Source organism: Pantoea sp. DY-17, assembly GCF_019795975.1.
GTDB lineage: Bacteria > Pseudomonadota > Gammaproteobacteria > Enterobacterales > Enterobacteriaceae > Pantoea > Pantoea leporis.
Window position 1 is genome coordinate 2121581 of sequence record NZ_JAIMIG010000001.1, and the last position, 19199, is coordinate 2140779.

At 55.3% G+C, this 19199-nt stretch carries 16 protein-coding genes and 1 pseudogene; 4 read left to right on the forward strand and 13 right to left on the reverse strand.

The genetic code is table 11. The features are described from left to right. Positions 1-48 precede the first annotated feature (48 nt). The 3 genes and pseudogenes from K5Y33_RS09940 to guaB form a co-directional block, all read right to left on the reverse strand. Positions 49-197: pseudogene (locus K5Y33_RS09940) on the reverse strand (Arm DNA-binding domain-containing protein); the annotation flags it as partial. Between the two features lie 307 nt (positions 198-504). Then, the gene (gene guaA, locus K5Y33_RS09945; RefSeq protein WP_101763498.1) at positions 505-2085 is read right to left on the reverse strand and encodes a glutamine-hydrolyzing GMP synthase; all 1581 of its coding nucleotides are present in this window, start codon (positions 2083-2085) and stop codon (positions 505-507) included. Between the two features lie 72 nt (positions 2086-2157). Next, positions 2158-3624, reverse strand: coding sequence for an IMP dehydrogenase (gene guaB, locus K5Y33_RS09950; protein ID WP_101763497.1), 1467 nt, complete (start codon positions 3622-3624; stop codon positions 2158-2160). A 169-nt stretch (positions 3625-3793) separates the two neighbouring features. Between guaB and xseA the strand changes: the two genes are divergently transcribed. The 4 genes from xseA (at position 3794) to K5Y33_RS09970 (ending at position 6839) form a co-directional block, all read left to right on the forward strand. Continuing rightward, entirely contained in the window at positions 3794-5167 is a 1374-nt protein-coding gene (gene xseA / locus K5Y33_RS09955; RefSeq protein WP_222233799.1) for an exodeoxyribonuclease VII large subunit, read from the forward strand. 49 nt (positions 5168-5216) lie between these two features. Next, positions 5217-6242: a M4 family metallopeptidase gene (locus K5Y33_RS09960; protein ID WP_222233800.1), complete on the forward strand. Its 1026-nt coding sequence runs from the start codon at positions 5217-5219 to the stop codon at positions 6240-6242. Beyond that, complete coding sequence (locus K5Y33_RS09965; RefSeq protein ID WP_222233801.1) at positions 6227-6553, forward strand: protealysin inhibitor emfourin; 327 nt, start codon at positions 6227-6229, stop codon at positions 6551-6553. The genes K5Y33_RS09960 and K5Y33_RS09965 overlap by 16 nt, the downstream gene beginning before the upstream one ends. Positions 6554-6656: 103 nt before the next feature. Further along, positions 6657-6839 (forward strand): general stress protein, encoded by a 183-nt coding sequence (locus tag K5Y33_RS09970; RefSeq protein ID WP_045814915.1) that lies wholly within the window; start codon positions 6657-6659, stop codon positions 6837-6839. An 87-nt stretch (positions 6840-6926) separates the two neighbouring features. Here K5Y33_RS09970 and K5Y33_RS09975 read toward each other — a convergent pair whose 3' ends face one another. The 10 genes from K5Y33_RS09975 to K5Y33_RS10020 form a co-directional block, all read right to left on the reverse strand. Beyond that, positions 6927-9365 carry a glucose/quinate/shikimate family membrane-bound PQQ-dependent dehydrogenase gene (locus K5Y33_RS09975; protein WP_222233802.1) on the reverse strand — a complete coding sequence of 813 codons (2439 nt, stop codon included), beginning with the start codon at positions 9363-9365 and terminating at the stop codon, positions 6927-6929. Positions 9366-9692: 327 nt separating this feature from the next. Next, positions 9693-9920, reverse strand: coding sequence for a zinc ribbon domain-containing protein (locus tag K5Y33_RS09980; protein WP_110866467.1), 228 nt, complete (start codon positions 9918-9920; stop codon positions 9693-9695). Between the two features lie 94 nt (positions 9921-10014). After that, positions 10015-11505: a ribosome biogenesis GTPase Der gene (gene der / locus K5Y33_RS09985; protein ID WP_101763491.1), complete on the reverse strand. Its 1491-nt coding sequence runs from the start codon at positions 11503-11505 to the stop codon at positions 10015-10017. A gap of 177 nt (positions 11506-11682) precedes the next feature. Continuing rightward, positions 11683-12864 carry an outer membrane protein assembly factor BamB gene (gene bamB, locus K5Y33_RS09990; RefSeq protein WP_110866466.1) on the reverse strand — a complete coding sequence of 394 codons (1182 nt, stop codon included), beginning with the start codon at positions 12862-12864 and terminating at the stop codon, positions 11683-11685. Between the two features lie 19 nt (positions 12865-12883). Further along, a complete protein-coding gene (locus K5Y33_RS09995) occupies positions 12884-13501 on the reverse strand; it encodes a YfgM family protein (protein WP_101763489.1) in 618 nt (205 codons plus the stop codon). 39 nt (positions 13502-13540) lie between these two features. Continuing rightward, positions 13541-14815: a histidine--tRNA ligase gene (hisS, locus tag K5Y33_RS10000; RefSeq protein WP_192233011.1), complete on the reverse strand. Its 1275-nt coding sequence runs from the start codon at positions 14813-14815 to the stop codon at positions 13541-13543. Positions 14816-14920: 105 nt separating this feature from the next. Continuing rightward, positions 14921-16042 (reverse strand): flavodoxin-dependent (E)-4-hydroxy-3-methylbut-2-enyl-diphosphate synthase, encoded by a 1122-nt coding sequence (ispG, locus tag K5Y33_RS10005; RefSeq protein ID WP_101763487.1) that lies wholly within the window; start codon positions 16040-16042, stop codon positions 14921-14923. A gap of 38 nt (positions 16043-16080) precedes the next feature. After that, positions 16081-17097, reverse strand: coding sequence for a cytoskeleton protein RodZ (gene rodZ / locus K5Y33_RS10010; RefSeq protein WP_222233803.1), 1017 nt, complete (start codon positions 17095-17097; stop codon positions 16081-16083). After that, complete coding sequence (gene pilW / locus K5Y33_RS10015; protein ID WP_110866462.1) at positions 17087-17821, reverse strand: type IV pilus biogenesis/stability protein PilW; 735 nt, start codon at positions 17819-17821, stop codon at positions 17087-17089. Before pilW ends, rodZ begins: the two co-directional genes overlap by 11 nt. 75 nt (positions 17822-17896) lie before the next feature. After that, positions 17897-19066 (reverse strand): bifunctional tRNA (adenosine(37)-C2)-methyltransferase TrmG/ribosomal RNA large subunit methyltransferase RlmN, encoded by a 1170-nt coding sequence (locus K5Y33_RS10020; protein WP_007884898.1) that lies wholly within the window; start codon positions 19064-19066, stop codon positions 17897-17899. Between the last annotated feature and the right edge of the window lie 133 nt (positions 19067-19199).

Consider the following 19199-nt stretch of genomic DNA (forward strand, 5'->3'; position numbering starts at 1 on the left):
TTCCTGTATTCATGGCAGCATGCTGAAATAAAGCAATGGCCTTCGCTTGATAGTATCCAGCCTACCGTGGATCGAATAGTTGTAGCGGAATGAAATCGACCCCGCAGGCGTGCTGGCATCATAGAGGCCGTCATGGTCGTTCACTTTGTAGAGTTTGTCTTTCGGCTTGATGTACGCAGCTTGGTATCGGTCAGCATGATCACGGTCGAGTTTCATCTAGAAAACACCATACTCCCCCCTCATTGCACCAAACCAATACAAATAATATAAATCAATATATTAATTTAAATAGATACCATGTCTAACTGGTTAGGAACGACATGGTATCGAGTGCCTAACATGGTATTAGGTTACAGATTGTACCATCTACCATGCCATTAAAACGGGGCCTGGCGATGTGAAAACTTGCCAGATAGTGCGAGGTTGAAAACGCAAAAAGCCCGCAATTACGCGGGCTTCCGGGTATTTCTTGCCACTCGCTGCCGGTCTATGCCGGACGCGGGGTTATTCCCACTCAATCGTCGCAGGTGGTTTACCTGAAATATCATAAACCACGCGGGAAATGCCGTTCACTTCGTTGATGATGCGGTTAGAGACGCGGCCGAGGAAATCGTACGGCAGGTGCGCCCAGTGCGCTGTCATGAAGTCGATGGTTTCCACCGCACGCAGTGAAACCACCCAATCATATTTACGACCATCGCCCATCACGCCAACAGAACGTACTGGCAGGAACACGGTGAACGCCTGGCTGACTTTGTTGTACAGGTCAGCTTTATGCAGCTCTTCGATGAAGATAGCGTCTGCACGGCGCAGCAGGTCGCAGTACTCTTTCTTCACTTCGCCCAGCACGCGCACGCCCAAACCTGGACCTGGGAACGGATGTCGATACAGCATGTCGTACGGCAGGCCGAGTTCCAGACCGATTTTACGCACTTCGTCTTTGAACAGCTCTTTCAGCGGCTCCACCAGGCCCATCTTCATCTCTTTCGGCAAACCGCCCACGTTGTGGTGCGATTTGATCACGTGCGCTTTACCGGTGGCAGAAGCCGCCGATTCGATCACGTCAGGATAGATGGTGCCTTGTGCCAGCCACTTCACGTCTTCCAGACGCAGCGCCTGCTCGTCAAACACCTCTACGAATACGCGGCCGATGATTTTACGTTTGGCTTCGGGATCGTTCTCGCCTGCCAGCGCATCGAGGAAGCGCGCTTCTGCCGCAACGTGCACGATGTTCAGACCGAAGTGGTCACCGAACATTTCCAGCACCTGCTCAGCTTCATTCAGACGCAGCAGGCCGTTATCCACGAACACGCAGGTCAGACGCTCGCCGATGGCGCGATGCAGCAGCATCGCGGTCACAGAAGAGTCCACGCCGCCAGACAGACCGAGAATCACTTTGTCATCGCCAACCTGCTGACGAATACGCTCAACCGCATCTTCGATGATTTTGGCTGGCGTCCACAGCGCTTCACAGCCGCAGATGTCACGAATGAAACGCTCAAGCATGCGCAGGCCCTGACGCGTGTGCGTCACTTCCGGGTGGAACTGCACGCCGTAGAATTTCTTCTCTTCGTTAGCCATGATGGCAAACGGACAGGTTTCGGTGCTGGCAACGGTTTCGAAACCGGCTGGGATGGCGGTGACTTTGTCGCCGTGGCTCATCCAAACGTCCAGCAGCGGTTTACCTGCTGCGCTAATCGCATCTTCGATGTCACGCACCAGCGCGCTCTGAGTCAGCACTTCAACCTGCGCATAACCAAATTCGCGCTCGTTAGAGCCTTCAACCTTGCCGCCCAACTGCATCGCCATGGTCTGCATGCCGTAGCAGACGCCCAACACTGGCACACCCGCGTTAAACACGTATTCCGGCGCACGCGGGCTGTTCAGCTCGGTGGTGCTCTCCGGACCGCCAGAGAGAATGATGCCGTTCGGGTTAAACTGGCGAATTTGCTCTTCGGTGACATCCCACGCCCAGAGTTCGCAGTAAACACCCAGCTCGCGCACGCGGCGCGCAACCAGCTGCGTATACTGAGAACCAAAATCGAGGATCAAAATGCGATGTTTATGAATATTTTCAGTCGTCATTGAGGCGTTTCCATTGGGATGGACTTAATAATAAAAGCGCCCGGCGGGTGCCGGGCGCTAAATTTTACGGGATTATGAACCCATGCGGTAGTTTGGTGACTCTTTGGTGATGGTCACGTCATGCACGTGGCTTTCGTTGATGCCCGCGCCGCTGATACGCACGAACTCCGCTTTGGTGCGCAGATCGTCAATGGTCTGGCAACCCGTCAGGCCCATGCAAGAGCGTAAGCCGCCCATCTGCTGGTGCACGATCTCTTTCAGGCGGCCTTTATAGGCCACGCGGCCTTCGATACCTTCCGGTACCAGTTTGTCAGCGGCGTTATCGCTCTGGAAGTAACGATCTGAAGAGCCTTTAGACATCGCGCCCAGTGAACCCATACCGCGATAAGACTTGAACGAACGGCCTTGATACAGCTCGATTTCGCCCGGAGACTCTTCGGTACCGGCCAGCATAGAACCGACCATGACGGCCGCTGCGCCTGCTGCAATCGCTTTAGCGATGTCGCCAGAGAAGCGAATACCGCCATCAGCGATAACCGGAATGCCGGTGCCTTCCAGCGCGGCAACTGCATCAGATACCGCGGTGATCTGTGGCACGCCAACACCAGTGACGATACGCGTGGTACAGATTGAGCCAGGACCGATCCCCACTTTCACCGCGCTCACGCCGGCCTGCGCCAGCGCCAATGCGCCTGCGCCGGTGGCAACGTTGCCGCCGATGATTTCCAGGTTCGGGTATTTTGCACGGGTTTCACGAATACGCTGCAGCACGCCTTCAGAGTGACCGTGTGATGAGTCAATCAGCAGCACGTCAACACCGGCAGCAACCAGCGCATCAACGCGCTCTTCATTGCCCGCACCGGCACCAACCGCAGCGCCTACGCGCAGACGGCCTTCCGCATCTTTACACGCGTTAGGTTTACGTTCGGCTTTTTGGAAGTCTTTAACGGTGATCATGCCCAGCAGGTGGAAGCTGTCATCAACAACCAGCGCTTTCTCAACACGTTTTTCATGCATTTTGTGCAGCACAACTTCGCGCGCTTCACCCTCTTTCACCGTTACCAGGCGCTCTTTCGGGGTCATCACCGCGGAAACCGGCAAGGTCAGGTCGGTAACAAAACGCACGTCACGGCCCGTGATGATGCCTACCAGCTCGTTGTCGGTGTTCACGACCGGGTAGCCGGCGAAGCCGTTACGTTCGGTCAGCTCTTTCACCGCCGCCAGCGCGGTGGTTGGCAGCACGGTTTGTGGATCGGTAACGACGCCGCTTTCGTGTTTTTTCACCTTACGAACTTCATCCGCCTGGCGCTCAATTGACATGTTTTTGTGAATAAAGCCCAAACCACCTTCCTGCGCCAGCGCAATTGCCAGACCGGCTTCGGTCACGGTGTCCATTGCAGCGGAGAGCATGGGGATGTTCAGACGGATGTTTTTCGTCAGTTGAGTGCTGAGATCAGCGGTGTTCGGTAAGACAGTGGAGTGAGCGGGAACGAGCAGAACGTCGTCAAATGTGAGGGCTTCTTTAGCGATTCTTAACATTGCAATATCTCCACCTGGGGGCGATTAAAACAGATAAAATATTGCCGCGGCATTATACAGGCCGAAACCGATTGCCTCCAGTGTTTTTTCAGAAAAAGTCTTGATCCTCGGGGCAAGCAATGTAGTATCAGTCGATTAACCCTCTGATTTAAAATTTGATCTACATCACATGTCGCTACCGCCAACCGCCAATATTTTTACCGTCAGCCGCCTGAACACCACGGTGCGCCAACTGCTGGAAAATGAGATGGGCCTGGTGTGGCTCAGCGCTGAAATTTCAAATTTCACTCAGCCCTCTTCCGGTCATTGGTACTTCACGTTGAAGGATGATGGCGCACAAGTGCGCTGCGCGATGTTCCGCAACAGCAATCGTCGCGTCACCTTCCGTCCTCAACATGGCCAGCAAGTGTTAGTGCGCGCCAGCATCACGCTGTATGAGCCGCGCGGCGATTATCAGCTGATTATCGAAAGCATGCATCCGGCCGGTGAAGGCTTGCTGCAGCAGCAATTCGAGCAGCTGAAAGCGCGTTTAGCCGCGGAAGGCTTATTCGATCAACAGTTCAAACAGCCGCTGCCGGATCCGGCGCGTCAGGTGGGCGTGATTACCTCCGCCACCGGCGCGGCGCTGCACGACGTGCTGCGCGTGCTGCATCGACGCGATCCTTCACTGCCGGTGATTATCTATCCCACCGCGGTGCAAGGCGTGGATGCGCCGGCTGGCATTGTGCGTGCCATTGAGCTGGCTAACCAGCGCGATGAGTGTGACGTGCTGATTGTCGGTCGTGGCGGCGGTTCGCTGGAAGATTTGTGGAGCTTCAATGACGAGCGCGTGGCGCGGGCGATTTTTGCCAGCCACCTGCCGATTGTCAGCGCCGTTGGGCATGAAACCGATGTCACTATCGCTGACTTCGTAGCGGATTTACGTGCGCCAACGCCATCTGCTGCGGCAGAACTGGTGAGCCGTAATCAGCTTGAACTGTTGCGCCGTTTGCAGTCGCAGCAGCAGCGCATGGAGATGGCGATGGATTTCTATCTGGCTCAGCAGCAGCGTCGCTTCACGCGCATTCAGCACCGCTTACAGCAGCAGCATCCGCAGCTGCGTCTGGCACGCCAGCAAACCGCGCTCTTCCAGCTGCAGCGCCGTCTCGGTGAAGCAATGGACCAGCGCATGCGCGTGGCCAATCGTCAGCAGGATCGCCTGCTGCAACGCCTTAACGCCCAGCAGCCGCAGGGACGTATTCTGCGCGCTCAGCAGCAGCTCCAGCAATGGCACTATCGCTTACAGCAGGGCATGGAGAAGCAGCTCAATCACAATCGTCAGCGCTTTGGCACGCTGGCGGCACAGCTGGAAGGCGTGAGCCCGCTGGCGACGCTGGCGCGTGGCTTCAGCGTAACCACCGACACCCAGGGTCAGGTGGTGAAGAAAACCCAACAGCTGAGCAAAGGCGACTTGCTGCGCACCCGGCTGGACGATGGCTGGGTGGAAAGCCAGGTTACCGCACTCGAACCGCAGAAATCCCGGAGCCGCAAAGCGCGTTCATAGCGGGAAAACTATACTTCTGGCATGTACCTCAATGGCCAGGAGTTTTTTTATGTCTTACAGCGTTATTCCTCCCTACATTCTGCGCAATATCATTGATAACTGCTCCGGCGCGCAACAAGACTACGCGCGCCGCACCCTCACCCACGTCCAGCACCTGATGGGCGAACATAACGCTAAACCAGCAAGCACCGCCACCGCTCAGCCAGGCACGGTGCTGCGTGCTATCTATGACGCCGAAGGAACGCAAAATCTGCCCGGCACGTTGGTGCGCGAAGAAGGCCAGCCGGGAAATGGTGATGTTGCAGCCGAAGAAGCCTGGAACTATCTCGGCATTACCTACGATTTCTTCTGGCAAATCTACCAACGCAACTCGCTGGACAATAAAGGCCTGAAGCTCGATGGCACCGTGCATTACGGCAAGGAGTATCAGAACGCCTTTTGGAACGGGCAGCAGATGGTGTTTGGTGACGGCGACGGCGAGATTTTCAATCGCTTTACTATCGCGCTGGATGTGGTGGCGCACGAGCTGACGCACGGCGTGACAGAAACCGAAGCGGGATTGATCTATTTCCAACAGGCAGGCGCGCTGAATGAATCGATGTCTGACGTGTTTGGTTCGCTGGTGAAGCAATTTCACCTCAAGCAGAGCGCCGATCAGGCCGACTGGATTATCGGCGAAGGTTTACTGGCGCAGGGCATCAACGGGCGCGGATTGCGCTCGATGTCGTCACCGGGAACGGCCTACGATGAGCCGGTGCTGGGTAAAGATCCGCAACCGGCCGATATGGCGCACTATATCGAAACGCGTGACGACAACGGCGGCGTGCACCTCAATTCTGGCATTCCCAATCGCGCTTTTTACCTCGCCGCCAAAGCGCTGGGCGGCTTTGCGTGGGAACAGGCCGGTCAAGTCTGGTACGACACGCTGTGCGACAAAACGCTGCCACAGGATGCCGATTTCAGCACCTTTGCGCGCTTTACCGTGCAGCACGCCAATCAACGATTCAACAGCTCAGTGGCGGAAAAGATCCAATCCGCCTGGCAGCAGGTAGGCGTAACATGGACATCCAACTGACCGATGACGCAATCATCGAGCTGGCGCGGGAAGGCGGAATCGCTTTTATCCCTAAACTGCGCGGCGAACGGCGCTTTGCGCTGGGGGAACTGCCGGAACCGCAAAAGCAGCGCGTCTGCGAGGTGCTGGAACAGGTAATGCCCTTGGGAGAAACGGAAGATCAGGCGGCAAATGTCGGTCGTGGCGATCAGCGCTACTACCGCATTCAAATCACCTATGCTACCCATCGCGAAGCGGGAAGTTTCGTGATTTTAATTCCCGAACAACTGGCGCCCCCCGAGCTGCAATCGCTGTGGCGAGACGGTGAATAGGTTATCGGAGATCTCTCAAGGCAGAGCGTAACTGATTGACTATACTCATTATGTGGCTAGCTAGTCCACGTCGAAGAAAACACCCTTAGATGAGGTCTCTGCTATGACACAAAAAAAGCAACGAGGTGGTGCCGGGAACTTTGCAGAGGACCCGGAGCGCGCCAGGGAAGCCGGTAGCGCTGGCGGCAAAGTCAGTGGGGGTAATTTCAGAAACGATCCTGAAAGAGCCAGGGAAGCTGGAAGAAAAGGAGGTCAAAAAAGCCGTCGCCCTTCTAAGCAGCAGTAATTAAGGTGCCTTAAAGGAAGAGATGTGCCACGGAGGGTGATAAAAAAAAGGCCGACATCATGATGTCGGCCTTTCTCCTTTTTTAACTTACTTGCTGTCTGGCAGCGCGTAAGCAATCACGTAATCACCACGGTCTGGCGACTGACGTGCACCGCCTGCGGAGATCAGGATGTACTGTTTGCCGGTTTTCGGCGAAACGTAGCTGATTGGACCGCCTTGGCTGCCGACTGGCAGACGTGCTTTCCACACTTCTTTACCGGTTGAGCTATCGAAAGCGCGCAGATAGTAATCCTGCGTACCCGCGATGAACACCAGGCCACCCTGCGTTGCCAGCGTGCCGCCTAAGGTCGGCATACCAATTGGCATTTTCGCGCGCATTTTGATACCAAACGGACCGGTATCTTCTACCGTACCCACCGGCACCTGCCACACGATCTGACGGGTTTTCATATCAATCGCTGACAGCGTACCGAACGGCGGAGCCTGGCACGGAATGCCCAGCGGCGACATGAAGCGGTTTTTGTTCACCGCGTACGGTGTGCCTTTCAGCGGAACCGCACCCATACCGGTGTTGATGGCTTCACCGCCGTTGCTGGCCGCCGTTTTGCTGGTGTCTTGTGGGATCATCTGTACCCACAGGCCCAGACGCATGTCGTTAACGAACATGTACTGGTTGTTCGGGTCAAACGAGATACCGCCCCAGTTCATACCGCCCAGTGAACCTGGGAAGCTGAGGGATTTATCGGTATCCGGCACGGTGAACAGACCATCGTAACGCATACCTTTAAAGGCAATACGACACGCCAGCTGATCAAACGGTGTTGCACCCCACATATCCGACTCCGTCATTTTCTGGTTGCCGATATTTGGCATTTCCACAGAGTGCGGCTGAGTTTTGGTGTACTGCTCGTTCGGGATGTGACCCTGCGGCATCGGCAGCTCTTCAACTTTGGTCAAAGGCTTGCCGGTCAAGCGGTCCAGCACCCAGATCATGCCGGTTTTCGCGCCGATAACGACGGCTGGCTTGTTAGTGCCGTCCTTCATCGGGAAGTCGACCAGGCTCGGCTGCATTGGCAGGTCGAAGTCCCACAGATCGTTATGCACGGTCTGATAAACCCACTTCTGCTTACCGGTGGTGGCATCCAACGCCAGAATTGATGCGCCGTAAGTGTGATCCAGTTTGGTACGGTTCGCACCCCACAGATCCACTGACGAGCTACCCATCGGCAGGAACACGGTGTTCATTGCCGGATCGTAAGACATTGGCGCCCACGAGTTTGGCGTACTGCGGGTGTAATTTTTACCCGGCATCAGCACCGCATTGGGGTCGTCATTGCCTGGATCAAACGCCCAACGCATCTGACCGGTGATGACGTCAAAACCACGCAGCACGCCGCCAGGCATGTCGGTCTGTACGTTATCGGCGACACGACCACCCACAACAACAGTGGTACCGGCCATCGCTGGCGGTGACGTCAGCTGATATTGCGGATCTGGCGCACTGCCCAGACCGGTTTTCAGGTCAACCACACCGTGCGTACCGAAGGTGTCGCACAGCTCACCGTTGTCGGCGTTGATAGCAATCAGACGCGCATCAATGGTGTTCATCAGAATACGACGCTGACAGGTGTCGCCAGCAGGCAGCACAGCGGCAGTAACCGGCGTTGAACCCGGCTCGGTTGGCTGCTGCAGCGGTTTAGTCGCATCGAAATAGGCTAAGCCACGGCAGCGGTTCCACACTTCTGCCTGCGCGTTGATTTCGCGTTTCCAGATTTCCTTACCGCTGTCTGCGGCAACCGCAATCACATTGTTATGCGGGGTGCACAGGAACAGCGTGTTGCCTACCTGCAGCGGGGTTTGCTGATCTTCCGCACCGTTACCGGTTGGGCTGATTGGCGTATCGCCAGTGTGGAAAGTCCAGGCAACCTGCAGGTCTTTCACGTTGTCGCGGGTAATCTGATCGATGGCAGCGAAGCGGTCGCCACCCGGCGTACGGCCGTAGCTGCTCCAGTCTTGCTGAGGTTTTGATTTATCGACCGGAATCAGCGGCAGCTGTTTACCGTCAAATGCCACGGTAGGATGCGGCTGGAACATCTGCACGAAAGTCGCCACCATGCCCACCACGATCACCGCAGACAGCACATAAGAGACTTTTGCCAGGGAGCTTTTGCCTTCGCTTTTACGCAGGGCTGGCCAGGTGAGGAATGCAAACAGCATCAAGCCGGCCGGCACCATCAAGCGCGAGACCAGCGGCCAGAAATGCAGGCCTGCATCAAACAGTGACCAAATCAGCGTGCCAGCAAACACCAGAATAAACAGGGTGACGGCGGATGATTTGCGACGGAAGAACTGAATGGCCGACAGCAACATAACGATACCGGCGATGAGGAAGTACCAGCTGCCGCCCAGCGCGACCAGCTTGCCGCCGCCGATTGCGAAGAACAAGCCGATTGCCAGCAAAACCAGGCCAAACAGTACGGACCAGATGCTCAGCCCTTTGCCGGGACGAGCGGAATTTTCTGCCATAACAAAAACTCTCCTGAAAAAATAAAGCGCTGGCGCCGATAAATCTGTGGCAGCCGATGACAAGGCCCCAGCCGCAGCGGGAGACAGGAACTATTCCGTTACGCTTTATTTTATATCTATTGATACGGGTGCAATGCCCGTGATTCGGCGCTTGTGAGCGAGGACACAACGTAGGTGAGAGTGATTCTCGCGACAAGGCGGCAGAATTGTACCACCTGGTACAATAAAAAGTGAATATCCATAACGCAGCAGTCACTGGTTAATAGCATTTTTGCTACAAATCCAGGCGTAACTTGTTAATAACTCTAGGCGTGGAATCCGGAGTTTTTAATCTGCGATGAAGGCAGGCGTAAATTCGACGCGCTTTTTCGAGATTAGACCGTCGCCGTGCTGACAAAAGTAGTCGACAGCGCCACAGGCTTTCAGCACTTGTAACGGCCGATGGCAATCCGGGCATAAGGCGATACGATCGAAATGACGTTCACAATTGGGGCAGTCAAAACCGGTTTCACTAAGAGTGAGTGGTTGCTGACAGGTTGGGCAGGAAAAGTTCATCCATTATCCTCTGCGCTTTGGATGGCGGTCGCCATAAATGGCGCCACTGCAAGTTACAGGTGAAAAAAAAGGGCCCTGTTGGGCCCTTCTCATCTTAACGCTTGTTCTTCTTCAGATGCGACATCAGACGCTGACGTTTACGCTGCTGCGTTGGCGTCAACAGGTTGCGTTTGCCCGCGTACGGGTTATCGCCTTCTTTGAACTGAATGCGAATCGGCGTCCCCATAACGTTGAGTGAACGACGGAAGTAGTTCATCAGGTAACGCTTATAGGAATCAGCCAGATCTTTCACCTGGTTGCCGTGAATCACCACAATTGGCGGGTTATAACCACCGGCGTGCGCATACTTCAGCTTCACGCGGCGACCCCGTACCAACGGCGGTTGGTGATCGTCGGCGGCCATAGTCATGATGCGCGTCAGCATTGCGGTGCCCACACGCTTGGTGGAGCAGTCGTACGCTTCGGTCACCGATTCGAACAGGTTGCCGACGCCGCTGCCGTGCAGGGCGGAAATAAAGTGGATGCGCGCAAAATCGATAAAGCCCAGGCGGAAGTCCAACATCTCTTTGACTTCATCTCTGGCTTCCTGCGTCATGCCATCCCACTTGTTGACCACGATCACCAGTGAGCGCCCACTGTTCAGGATAAAGCCGAGCAGCGAGAGATCCTGATCGGAGATTCCGGCACGCGCATCAATCACCAGCATCACCACGTTAGCATCTTCGATAGCTTGCAACGTTTTGATAACTGAGAATTTTTCGACGGTTTCGGTGATTTTACCGCGCTTACGTACGCCAGCGGTATCAATCAGGACATACTCACGTCCGTCACGTTCCATCGGAATATAGATGCTGTCGCGCGTGGTGCCCGGCATGTCGAAGACCACGACACGGTCTTCGCCAAGAATGCGGTTAGTTAGCGTTGACTTGCCCACGTTCGGGCGGCCAACGATAGCGAGTTTGATTGGCAGTGTGGTTGGGTCGAAATCTTCTTCTTCCTCTTCCTCCAGCGCCTTCTCACTCTCTTCTTCTAAATCGGCCCAATAAGCAGCGTTCTCTTCTTCTTCAGTGAGCTCGACTTCTGGAACGATTTCTTCCATCCACGGCAACAGTGCGGTTTCCAGCAGGCTGTTAACGCCGCGGCCATGCGAAGCTGCAATGGCGTGAATCTCGCCTAAGCCCAGCGCATAGAAATCGAGCACCGCCGCTTCCGGGTCGATACCGTCAGTTTTGTTGGCGACAACAAAAGTGGCTTTTTCACGGGCACGCAGATGATTAGCGATTTGCTGATCCGCCGGCATCACGCCCGCGCGCGCATCCACCATAAACAGCACCACATCGGCTTCTTCAATCGCCAGCAGCGACTGCTCCGCCATGCGGTTTTCTACGCCCTCTTCGGTGCCATCAATACCGCCGGTATCAATAACAATGAATTCGCGCCCTTCCACTTCGGCGCGACCATATTTGCGATCGCGAGTCAGTCCAGGAAAATCCGCCACCAGCGCATCACGTGTGCGTGTTAAACGGTTAAATAGCGTAGATTTTCCCACATTGGGACGCCCAACCAGCGCGACCACAGGTACCATAACACTTGCCTCAGTTTTTAAAATAATTCGCCCGAATGGCGTGATTATAACGACATTTGACGCCAGGCGTCAGGCTGAAGCGCAAAGAATACCATGCCTGACTAAAAACGAAACGGCCCCTGACGAATCAGGAGCCGTGTAAGCGAGCGGGAAACGGGTTCCCGCAGAGCCAAATCCTTAACGGGTGATGGCGTAAACTTCTCCGCCTTTCGCCTGGATCAGCAGCTTGTCACCGGCAACCACCGGTTCAGTCTGGAAGCCATCGCTGTCCAGTTTCTGCTGCGCCACGAAGCGGCCGTCAAGGGTGTTAATCCAGTGCAGATAACCTTCGCTATCACCGACAACCAGATAACCGTTGAACAGCACCGGCGAGGTCAGATTACGATGCAGCAGATCGCTTTGACGCCAAATGGCTACGCCACCGTCAGCATTCAGGGCAATCACACGGTCATCCTGATCGACCAGGTAGATACGACCCGCATCCACCACCATGTCTTTCACGCCGCCAATCTCACGTTTCCACAGCACCTGACCAGAACGCAGTTCCAGCGCGGTGAGGTTACCGTTATACGCCAGCGCATAAACTACACCGTTTACCACGACTGGCGTAGTATCGACGTCGCTCAGGCGATCGATTTCCGTGGCGCCGCTTGGCTGCGAAATACGCTGCTGCCAAATCAGCTGACCTTGATTGACGATGACTGCGCTCACGCGGCCATTATCGCCACCCACAATTGCGCCACCAAAGGCCACGGTCGGGGCTGATTCACCGCGCAGTGACAGCGCAGGCATATCAAGGTTAACAGTCCATTTGATCACGCCAGTGCTCTGATCAAGGCCTTGCAACATACCGTTGCTGGTGTGAACCAGCACTAAACCGTCGCTCACCACCGGACGCGACAGCGCTTCACCGGCGACCTTGGTCTGCCAGGCAATGCCACCATCGCTGGTATTCAACGCAAATACCTGACCACGTTCGCTACCGATGTAGATGCGATCGCCGCTGGCGGTGACGCCGCCAGAGAGCAGTGCCGAGATGTTTTTCGAGAAGAAGCCGGTTTTCTCAGAGAGATCGACTTTCCATTTCTCTTTACCATTGCTGGCATCAAGCGCTTTAACCACACCAAAACGATCCGCAGCATACACGGTACCGTCCAGCCAGGCTGGATGCAGATTGGAATAGAAATCACCAACGCCATCGCCAACCGAGGTGCTCCACGCGGTCTGCGGCGTAAACTGGTTTTCCACTTTAGGCAGCGGGGCCATTTTCACTACATCTTCTTCGCCGCTGAACAGCGAGCAACCGCTGAGCAGAGTGACTGAAATCAGCCCTGGCAGCAGGTATTTACGTAATTCCATGTGCGCTCTCTTGACTGGCTTAACTTAAGTTATTCATCTTCATCTGCAGCATTTGCTTCAGCGCAGGAGAGGCCTGCGATTCAGCACCTTTGCTCCAGGCATCACGCGCGCCCTGCTTATCGCCTTTGCTCAGCAGTGCTTCGCCACGAATGTCCGCCACAATGGCTGTCCAGCCATCACCTTTAACATTGTTAAGGGTAGAAAGTGCGGCATCGGCCTGACTTTGCTGCAACTGAATGCGAGCCAGACGCAGGTTAATCACCGCCTGCAGGTTGGCATCTTTGGTATCTTTCAGCCCACTCTGTAACAGAGTGATAGCTTTATCGAGCTGATTGGTTTCAACATACTGCTTAGCCAGATCCAACGAAGCCAACGCACCATAGGTGTTGTTGTTTTCGCTGGCGAAAGTGGCGACCGCTTCCAGCGAATCAGGCTTGTCCGCTTGCATCGCGCTGGTCAGCTGTTGATATTCTGCTGATGCCGCTTTATCGGTGCCTTCCTGATGACTGGACCAGAAACGCCAGCCACCCAGCGCAGCGATACCGATGATTACGCCAACGGCCAGAAATTTGCCATTGTTGGCAAAGAACTGACGCAGCGCGTCAACTTGTTCGTTTTCGTTGCTGTAAACTTCCACGCAATCCCTCTCTTTAAAATGGCTGTTGCAGTGCTGCGCTTACTGCAGCAGTGTGCGCAACGTCGCAGCGGCGTCGCTCTGAGCCAGCGTCTGTTGATCGCCGGTACGCAAGTCTTTCACCACAACCTGGCCCGCTTTCACTTCATCTTCGCCCAGCACCAGCGCAATGCGTGCGCCCCACTTGTCTGCACGGGCAAACTGCTTCTTGAAGTTACCGCCACCAAAGTTGGTCATCATCTTCAGTGCCGGATCAGCATCACGCAGTTTTTCCGCCAGTTGCATCGCGGCGGACTGAACGCCCTGCCCCGAAGCGATAACATAGACATCAACAATGCGCGTCGGTTCAAATTCTGGATTAACTGCTTGCACCAGCAACACCAGACGCTCCATACCCATGGCAAAACCGACCGCTGGCGTGGCACGTCCACCCAGCTGTTCAACTAAACCATCGTAACGTCCGCCGCCGCACACGGTGCCCTGCGAACCGAGGCTGCTGGTCACCCATTCAAACACGGTACGGTTATAGTAATCGAGGCCGCGCACCAGGCGCTGGTTAATGCGATAGTTAATGCCCGCGTCGTCCAGCAAGGCGCACAGGCCGCTGAAGTGCTCGCGTGACTCCTCATCAAGGAATTCGCCTAGCGTTGGCGCATCGTTTAACAGTTTCTGGATGTCAGGATTTTTGCTGTCGAGCACGCGCAGTGGATTGGTGTACATGCGGCGTTTGCAATCTTCGTCGAGTACGTCCTGATGTTGCTCAAGGAATGCTACCAGCGCGCTGCGATAGTTGGCACGCGCGTCCAGCGAACCGATAGAGTTCAGCTCCAGCTCAACGTGCTCGGCAATACCTAACGCTTTCCACCAACGCGCGGTCATCATGATCAGCTCAGCATCTACGTCCGGGCCTTGCAGGCCGAAGACTTCGACACCCATCTGGTGGAACTGGCGATAACGACCTTTCTGTGGGCGCTCGTAGCGGAACATCGGGCCGGTGTACCACAGACGCTGTTCCTGATTGTACAGCAGACCGTGCTCGATACCGGCGCGCACGCAACCTGCTGTGCCTTCCGGACGCAGCGTCAGGCTTTCGCCGTTGCGGTCTTCAAAGGTGTACATCTCTTTCTCAACCACGTCGGTGACTTCACCGATCGCGCGGCTGAACAACGGGGTGTGCTCAACGATTGGCAGACGGATTTCACTGTAACCATAGCTGGCCAGCACCTGCTTAAGGGTGCCTTCAATACGCTGCCAAATCGCGGTATCCGCCGGCAGGTAATCGTTCATCCCGCGAATCGCTTGAATATTCTTCGCCACGTTAGAATCTCTTAAGACAAAAAAACCTGAGCGGCATCATACCTTATGAGGATGAAACCGCACAGGTTCAATCACAAACTGGCACGCGACTGGCGCGCGCCACGATTATTTTTCCAGCTGCTGCACGTTGATACGGCGGCTTTCATCCAGCATGCTGGCTTTAGCGCGAATACGCGCTTCCAGCTGGTCGATCATGTCGTTGTTATCGAGACGATCGCGCTGGCGCACACCATCTTCGTAGAAGCCGCTTTTCTTGGCTCCGCCGGTCACGCCGAGGGTAGAAACTGTCGCTTCACCCGGACCGTTCACCACGCAACCGATAATGGAAATATCCATCGGTGTGATGATGTCTTCCAGCCGCTCTTCCAGCGCATTGACCGTACCGATGACATCAAACTCCTGACGCGAACAGGTCGGGCAGGCAATAAAGTTGATGCCGCGGGAGCGGATGCGCAGAGATTTGAGGATATCGTAGCCGACTTTCACTTCTTCAACCGGATCGGCCGCCAGCGAAATACGCAGCGTATCGCCGATGCCTTCGGCCAGCAGTAAACCTAAACCGATCGCCGATTTCACGGAACCCGCACGCGCGCCGCCCGCTTCGGTGATACCGAGATGCAGCGGCTGATCGATGGCTTTCGCCAGCAAACGATAGGATTCAACGGCAAGGAAGACGTCAGAGGCTTTGACGCTCACTTTGAACTGATCAAAATTGAGGCGATCAAGGTGATCCACATGGCGCATCGCGGATTCGAGCAGCGCCTGCGGCGTTGGCTCGCCATATTTTTCCTGCAGATCTTTTTCCAGCGAACCGGCATTAACGCCGATACGGATCGGAATATTGTAATGACGCGCACAATCCACCACCTGGCGAATACGCTCATTGTTACCGATATTGCCTGGATTGATACGTAAACAATCCACGCCATATTCAGCGACTTTCAGTGCGATGCGATAGTCAAAGTGAATGTCCGCGACCAGCGGCACGTTGACCTGTTGCTTAATCAGTTTGAAGGCTTCAGCCGCATCCATAGTGGGAACGGAGACGCGCACGATATCAACCCCGACGCGCTCAAGCTGGCGAATCTGGTTAACGGTGGCGTCCACGTCAGTGGTGCGGGTGTTGGTCATTGACTGAACGGCGATGGGCGCACCATCGCCAACTGGCACCTTGCCGACGTAAATCCGTGTTGATTTGCGACGGATGATGGGTGCTTCGTTATGCATATTCTCTCTCCACAATTACCCGGAAAGCGCGCTGCGCGTTATTGCGCACCCAGCGTCAGACGGGCAACCTGGTTATTACGGATAAAACGACTTAAATCAACGGGCTGATTCTGATATTGCACGTCAACCGCACCCGGTGCGCCAATTTTCAGACGATACGGAGCCGTTCCGGACAAACTCAGCTTACCGCCGCTACGTTGCAAACCGCTGAACAACTTCTTGCCGGTCGCATCGCTGACTTCCAGCCAGCAGTCGGCTTTGAAGTTCATTACGATGGCATTCGGATCGCCTGCCGGTTGGCTGACTGCCGCATTCGCGGTAGGCATTTGACCAGCAGGAACGCTGTTGGCTGGCGCCGGAGAGGTCGCTGCTGGCGGCGCTGTATCAATTGGAGCCTGGCTTGGCGAAACCACGGCGTTGTCGCTGCCGGTGGTTTGCGCATTGTTGCTCATGCTCGACGCAGGTGCAGCGGCGTTGCTTTCAGGCGTGGTCACTGCGCCAGCACCGTTATCGACTGGCGTACCGGCAGCATTAGTATCCGCATCGGCATTGCTGTCGGTGCTGTTGTCGCCCAACGGAATGGACTGGCTATTGTCGCCGCTGCCGTTTTGATCGGCCATCGACACCAAATCAGCCTGTGACGCTTTATGGTTCTGCCACCACCACGCACCGGTCAAACCGACTACAACGAAAATCACCAACCAGGTGAAGATCATCAGCCAGCCATCGCGCTTTTTACGACGCTTACCCAATGAGAAGCTCTGCATCGGCTCGATCCTGGCAGCGCGCACCGGAGCCTGTTTTGCCATCATCGGCAGCAGGTCATCTTCCGGCACATGCACCAGACGGGCATAGGAGCGAATGTAACCGCGCAGGAATGTCGAAGCCAAATCAGCAGGTGACTTATCCTCTTCAATATCACGCACGGTAGTAAGTTTCAGGCACAGGCGTTCAGCGACGTTTTGCTGGGTCAGCCCCATCTGCTCACGGGCCAGACGCAGGCGTTCACCTGTGGAATGTACTGCAGAATTCTCTTGAGTGGCTTCAGTATTCATTAGCTAAATAACGCTGGTACTGTATCGATTGTGGAAAACTTCGCGCCAACCGGTCGCCATAACGTGTAACGTCAGCAGCGTTTCCCTGTTGCGCGGCGAAACGTATCTGTAACCACAGGCTCTCTGCCGTTGCGGGCAAACGCTGGTGGTACACTTCTAAAAGCAGCGGAACCGACTGCTGTTCCTGCTGTTCAAGCCGCCTTTCCACTTCCCTCAGCAGTTGACTGCCCTGCTCCGGTGCGGCATCCAGCGCGTAACCTAACTGCTCGCGCGCTGCGGCACTCTCATCAGCCTGCAGGTAACAATAGCCCGAAAACAGGAATGCATCCTGACGAGCATCGATTTCCTGCGCCTCAATTGCCAGCTTAAACTGTTGATGCGCTTCGTCATACTGCCTTAAACCGCAGAGAAACGCACCGTAATTGTTAGCCACATAACCATTCAGCGGCGCTAACTGCTGCGCCCGCTGATAGTGCCAGCGGGTTTGTGCGCTGTTCTGCTGCGCCTGCGCCACACGGGCCAGGGCCAACGGCACGCGATAATCTTTCGGCGCTGCCTGCTGAGCACGCAATAAATTGCGCTGTGCAGCGGCATAATCCTTCACCGCCAGATAATGCAATCCGAGCTGCAAACGGATATCCGCTGCACTCTGCTTTGCAGGGTGATTGACACAACCGGTTACAACAAAGCCAGCCAGAATCGCGGCGGGTAATCCTTTACGCATTTCAGTCTCTCCATGAAAAATATGTGGAGAGACTGACATGAGTTACGCCCGCTGAATATCAGCAGGCGCTGGCTTTCAGAGCGCCTTCACAGAGATGGCTTCGCCCGCCATTTTCTTACGTAGCGTGCGCTTGGTACGGTCAATCACATCGCCCGCCAGCTGACCACAAGCGGCGTCGATATCATCACCACGGGTTTTACGCACGATGGTGGTGAAACCATAATCCATCAGTACTTTGGAGAAGCGGTCAATACGGCTATTGGAGCTACGGCCATACGGCGCGCCCGGGAACGGGTTCCACGGAATCAGGTTGATTTTGCACGGCGTCTCTTTCAGCAGTGCCGCCAGTTCATGCGCGTTGTCGGTGCTGTCATTGACGTGATCCAACATCACATACTCGATGGTCACACGGCCCTGATTGGCGTTGGACTTGCCGATGTAGCGTTTGACCGCCGCAAGGAAAGTCTCGATGTTGTACTTTTTGTTGATCGGCACGATCTCATCACGAATTGCATCGTTCGGCGCGTGCAGTGAAATCGCCAGCGCTACGTCGATCATATCGCCCAGCTTATCCAGCGCCGGCACCACACCTGAGGTTGACAGCGTAACGCGACGTTTTGACAGGCCGAAACCGAAGTCGTCCAGCATGATATCCATCGCCGGCACCACGTTGTTCAGATTCAGCAGCGGCTCGCCCATGCCCATCATCACCACGTTGGTGATCGGGCGCTGACCGGTAATTTTCGCAGCACCGATGATTTTCGCGGCGCGCCATACCTGGCCGATAATTTCTGATACGCGCAGGTTGCGGTTAAAGCCCTGCTGCGCCGTCGAACAGAATTTGCACTCCAGCGCGCAGCCTACCTGCGAGGAGACGCACAGGGTTGCGCGATCCGCTTCCGGGATATAGACGGTTTCAACCAGTTGGTCGCCCACGCGAATCGCCCATTTAATGGTGCCATCGGTGGAACGCATCTCTTCCGCCACTTCCGGCGCACGGATTTCAGCGCGCTGCATCAGCTTACCGCGCAGCACTTTGTTGATGTCGGTCATCTGCTCGAAATCATCGCAGCAGTAGTGGTACATCCACTTCATGACCTGATCGGCACGGAACGGCTTTTCGCCCATCTCAAGAAAGAATTCGCGCATCTGCTGACGGTTAAGATCCAGCAGGTTAATTTTTTCATTTTTTGGGGAAACAACCACGGGGGAAGCGGACGACGGCGTCACAATCTGTTCGGACATAATGTTCTCTGGCCTCGTTGTTACACGTTACGGCTCTGGTTAATAGTAGGAAAAAAACAGCGCCCTCGCTGAGGCTGGCTCAACAAGGGCGCATAATTGTACTACATCTGCTGCATGATGCCAGGGGAACCGT

Excerpts from the sequence above, each read along its gene's own strand:
- pilW (WP_110866462.1), bottom strand. The coding sequence starts at position 17,821 with ATGCGTAAAGGATTACCCGCCGCGATTCTGGCTGGCTTTGTTGTAACC.
- K5Y33_RS09970 (WP_045814915.1), top strand. The coding sequence starts at position 6,657 with ATGACACAAAAAAAGCAACGAGGTGGTGCCGGGAACTTTGCAGAGGAC.
- rodZ (WP_222233803.1), bottom strand. The coding sequence starts at position 17,097 with ATGAATACTGAAGCCACTCAAGAGAATTCTGCAGTACATTCCACAGGT.
- K5Y33_RS09975 (WP_222233802.1), bottom strand. The coding sequence starts at position 9,365 with ATGGCAGAAAATTCCGCTCGTCCCGGCAAAGGGCTGAGCATCTGGTCC.
- ispG (WP_101763487.1), bottom strand. The coding sequence starts at position 16,042 with ATGCATAACGAAGCACCCATCATCCGTCGCAAATCAACACGGATTTAC.
- K5Y33_RS09980 (WP_110866467.1), bottom strand. The coding sequence starts at position 9,920 with ATGAACTTTTCCTGCCCAACCTGTCAGCAACCACTCACTCTTAGTGAA.
- der (WP_101763491.1), bottom strand. The coding sequence starts at position 11,505 with ATGGTACCTGTGGTCGCGCTGGTTGGGCGTCCCAATGTGGGAAAATCT.
- K5Y33_RS10020 (WP_007884898.1), bottom strand. The coding sequence starts at position 19,066 with ATGTCCGAACAGATTGTGACGCCGTCGTCCGCTTCCCCCGTGGTTGTT.
- guaA (WP_101763498.1), bottom strand. The coding sequence starts at position 2,085 with ATGACGACTGAAAATATTCATAAACATCGCATTTTGATCCTCGATTTT.
- xseA (WP_222233799.1), top strand. The coding sequence starts at position 3,794 with ATGTCGCTACCGCCAACCGCCAATATTTTTACCGTCAGCCGCCTGAAC.
- bamB (WP_110866466.1), bottom strand. The coding sequence starts at position 12,864 with ATGGAATTACGTAAATACCTGCTGCCAGGGCTGATTTCAGTCACTCTG.
- K5Y33_RS09960 (WP_222233800.1), top strand. The coding sequence starts at position 5,217 with ATGTCTTACAGCGTTATTCCTCCCTACATTCTGCGCAATATCATTGAT.
- K5Y33_RS09965 (WP_222233801.1), top strand. The coding sequence starts at position 6,227 with ATGGACATCCAACTGACCGATGACGCAATCATCGAGCTGGCGCGGGAA.
- guaB (WP_101763497.1), bottom strand. The coding sequence starts at position 3,624 with ATGTTAAGAATCGCTAAAGAAGCCCTCACATTTGACGACGTTCTGCTC.